This is a genomic window from Pseudomonas sp. R62 (genome assembly GCF_000257605.1).
GTDB lineage: Bacteria > Pseudomonadota > Gammaproteobacteria > Pseudomonadales > Pseudomonadaceae > Aquipseudomonas > Aquipseudomonas atacamensis.
The window spans coordinates 3215307-3216619 of record NZ_JH635998.1 but is presented as its reverse complement, the minus strand read 5'-3'; the positions used below and the strand labels follow the sequence as shown (position 1 = coordinate 3216619).

Genomic DNA, 1313 nt, shown 5'->3' with positions numbered 1-1313 from the left:
CGGTGACGGGCTGGATGAGGCGGAACTGGCGGATCTGGATCCGCTGGATGGCAAGCGGAGATAAGAGGCGCCTGATCTGACGCGTTCGCGAGCAGGCTCGCTCCCACAGGTTCAGGGATGGTTACAAAATCCAATGTGGGAGCGAGCCTGCTCGCGAAGCTTTCAAGGTCGATCAGTCAACCAGGGTACAGACCATCACCACCGCATCCTCACGCCCACCCACCGCCGGATAATAATCGCGACGCCGGCCGATCTCGTTGAAGCCATACCGCTCATACAACTTGAACGCAGCCGTGTTGCTGTCGCGCACTTCAAGAAAACACTCCCGAGCCTCAGCCGCATACGCACGCGACATCAAATGCTCAAGCAACGTCAGGCCCAACCCGCGCCCCTGATTTTCCGGCTTGACGGTGATATTGAGCAGGTGCGCCTCATCAAGAATGATCTGCACCACACCGTGGCCCACCTGCTGCTGCCCTTCGAACATCAGCCAGATCTGGTATTTGCCCAGGCCATCGAGAAAAATCCCCCGGGTCCACGGATGGCTGTACGCGGCGTATTCGATCTTCAACACAGCGTCCAGATCCGCCTCGGTCATCGGGCGAAAGGTTACAGCCTCACTCATCGGATTGTTTCCAGCGCGCCATCAGCCGACGCATGGCTTGCCACACAGCGGCCTTGCGCTGTGGCTCTTCCATTAACAGTTCCAGACCGGGAATCGCCCAGGCCAGGCCCAGACCTTCGATCTGCAATTCACGATTGAACGCTTCGGCGTCCGCTTCCCCGGCAAACTTCACCGCTGGCAGGCCGATCAGCCACAGACAGGCGCAGGGCGCCGCTTCCATTTGCACCGAGAGAAAACCCTGCACGAAGTCGCGCGCCGCTTCCGGGCCTTGATCCAGCGTGCCGCGATTGAGCCACGGCCAGCGCACAGGTTCGCCGACGATTTGCGGCGCATCCGGCAGACCGGCGGCGCGCAGCATGTCCTTGAGCAGCAGGTAGGCCGGATCGCGACTCTGAAACGCTTCGCCTGTGGGTAACTCGACCAGCAGCAGGCAGCGCCCGGCGCGCAGCAGTTGCAGGGCGAACCGCGGCGGCGGGACTGGTGCAGGCTTGACCACCACCGGCGTGTCGTCGACTTCCTCCACCGGTTTGGCGCCGTTGCGGGTACTGGCCAGCGACGGACGCGGCACCTCGATTTTCGGCCGCTCGACCTGACGCGCGGCAGGCTGCGCCGGTGCTTCAGCCAGAGGCGCCGGAGCAACCGGCACCTCAAGCTCAGGCTCGGGTATCTCCAACAGCTCGGGCCGCGA

At 62.9% G+C, this 1313-nt stretch carries 2 protein-coding genes; both read right to left on the bottom strand.

Annotated features, from left to right (window positions below; translation table 11 throughout):
• Nucleotides 1-172: 172 nt before the first annotated feature.
• Entirely contained in the window at nt 173-625 is a 453-nt protein-coding gene (gene rimI / locus OQK_RS15535) for a ribosomal protein S18-alanine N-acetyltransferase (RefSeq protein WP_016773192.1), read from the bottom strand.
• The coding region (locus OQK_RS15530; protein WP_016773191.1) for a hypothetical protein at nt 618-1313 on the bottom strand (696 nt) is incomplete at its 5' end. The genes OQK_RS15530 and rimI, both read right to left, overlap by 8 nt.

Excerpts from the sequence above, each read along its gene's own strand:
- rimI (WP_016773192.1), bottom strand. The coding sequence starts at position 625 with ATGAGTGAGGCTGTAACCTTTCGCCCGATGACCGAGGCGGATCTGGAC.